The 738-nt window shown below is 68.7% G+C and carries 2 protein-coding genes; both read right to left on the bottom strand.

The annotated features are described in order from the left end of the window. Positions 1-356 (bottom strand): enoyl-CoA hydratase/isomerase family protein (locus G9373_RS45515; protein WP_206034026.1); only part of this gene is annotated, 356 nt, incomplete at its 3' end. Further along, the coding region (locus tag G9373_RS45510) for an acyl-CoA dehydrogenase family protein (protein WP_277346762.1) at positions 353-738 on the bottom strand (386 nt) is incomplete at its 5' end. The genes G9373_RS45510 and G9373_RS45515, both read right to left, overlap by 4 nt.

Genomic DNA, 738 nt, shown 5'->3' with positions numbered 1-738 from the left:
CCGCCCATCACGATGCCGTCCATGATCGCCACGTACGGCTTGCCGTAGCGCGCGATGGCCGCGTTGAGGAGGTACTCCTCGCGCCAGAACTCCCGCGAACCGGTGCCCCCGTCCTTCGCGTCGTGGTAGATCGACACGATGTCGCCGCCCGCGCACAGGCCCCGCTCCCCGGCACCGGTGATCACCACCGCCCGGACCGCGTCGTCGCCGGACCATTCGGCCAGGGCCGCCGCGATCTGCCGGACCATGCCGTGATTGAGGGCGTTGATCGCCCGGGGCCGATTGAGCACGATCCGGCCCAGCCCGCCCCGCTTCTCGATCAGAACGTCCGGTTCCGTGGGTACCGCGTCGCTCATGCCGCTCCTCTGTTTCCGATGACGCTGCGGGCGATGACCACCCGCATGATCTCGTTGCTGCCCTCGAGGATCTGATGCACCCGCAGGTCGCGGACGATCTTCTCGATTCCGTACTCGGCAAGATAGCCGTAACCACCGTGCAGTTGCAGCGCCTTGTTGGCGACCTCGAAACCGGTGTCGGTGGCGAACCGCTTCGCCATCGCACACAGCTCGACGACATCGGGGGCGCCGTCCTCGAGCGCCGCCGCCGCCCGCCACAGCAGGGTGCGGGCCGCCTCCAGTTCGGTGCGCATGTCGGCGAGCTGGAACTGCAGTGCCTGCGAGTCGATCAGCGGCGACCCGAACGCCTTCCGGTCCGTCAGGTAGGCGACGGCCCGCTCCA

This window comes from Rhodococcus sp. A14, from assembly GCF_011603105.1.
Taxonomy (GTDB): Bacteria; Actinomycetota; Actinomycetes; order Mycobacteriales; family Mycobacteriaceae; genus Rhodococcus_F; species Rhodococcus_F opacus.
The sequence above is the reverse complement of the archived record's forward strand: the minus strand, read 5'-3'. Positions and strand labels throughout refer to the sequence as shown.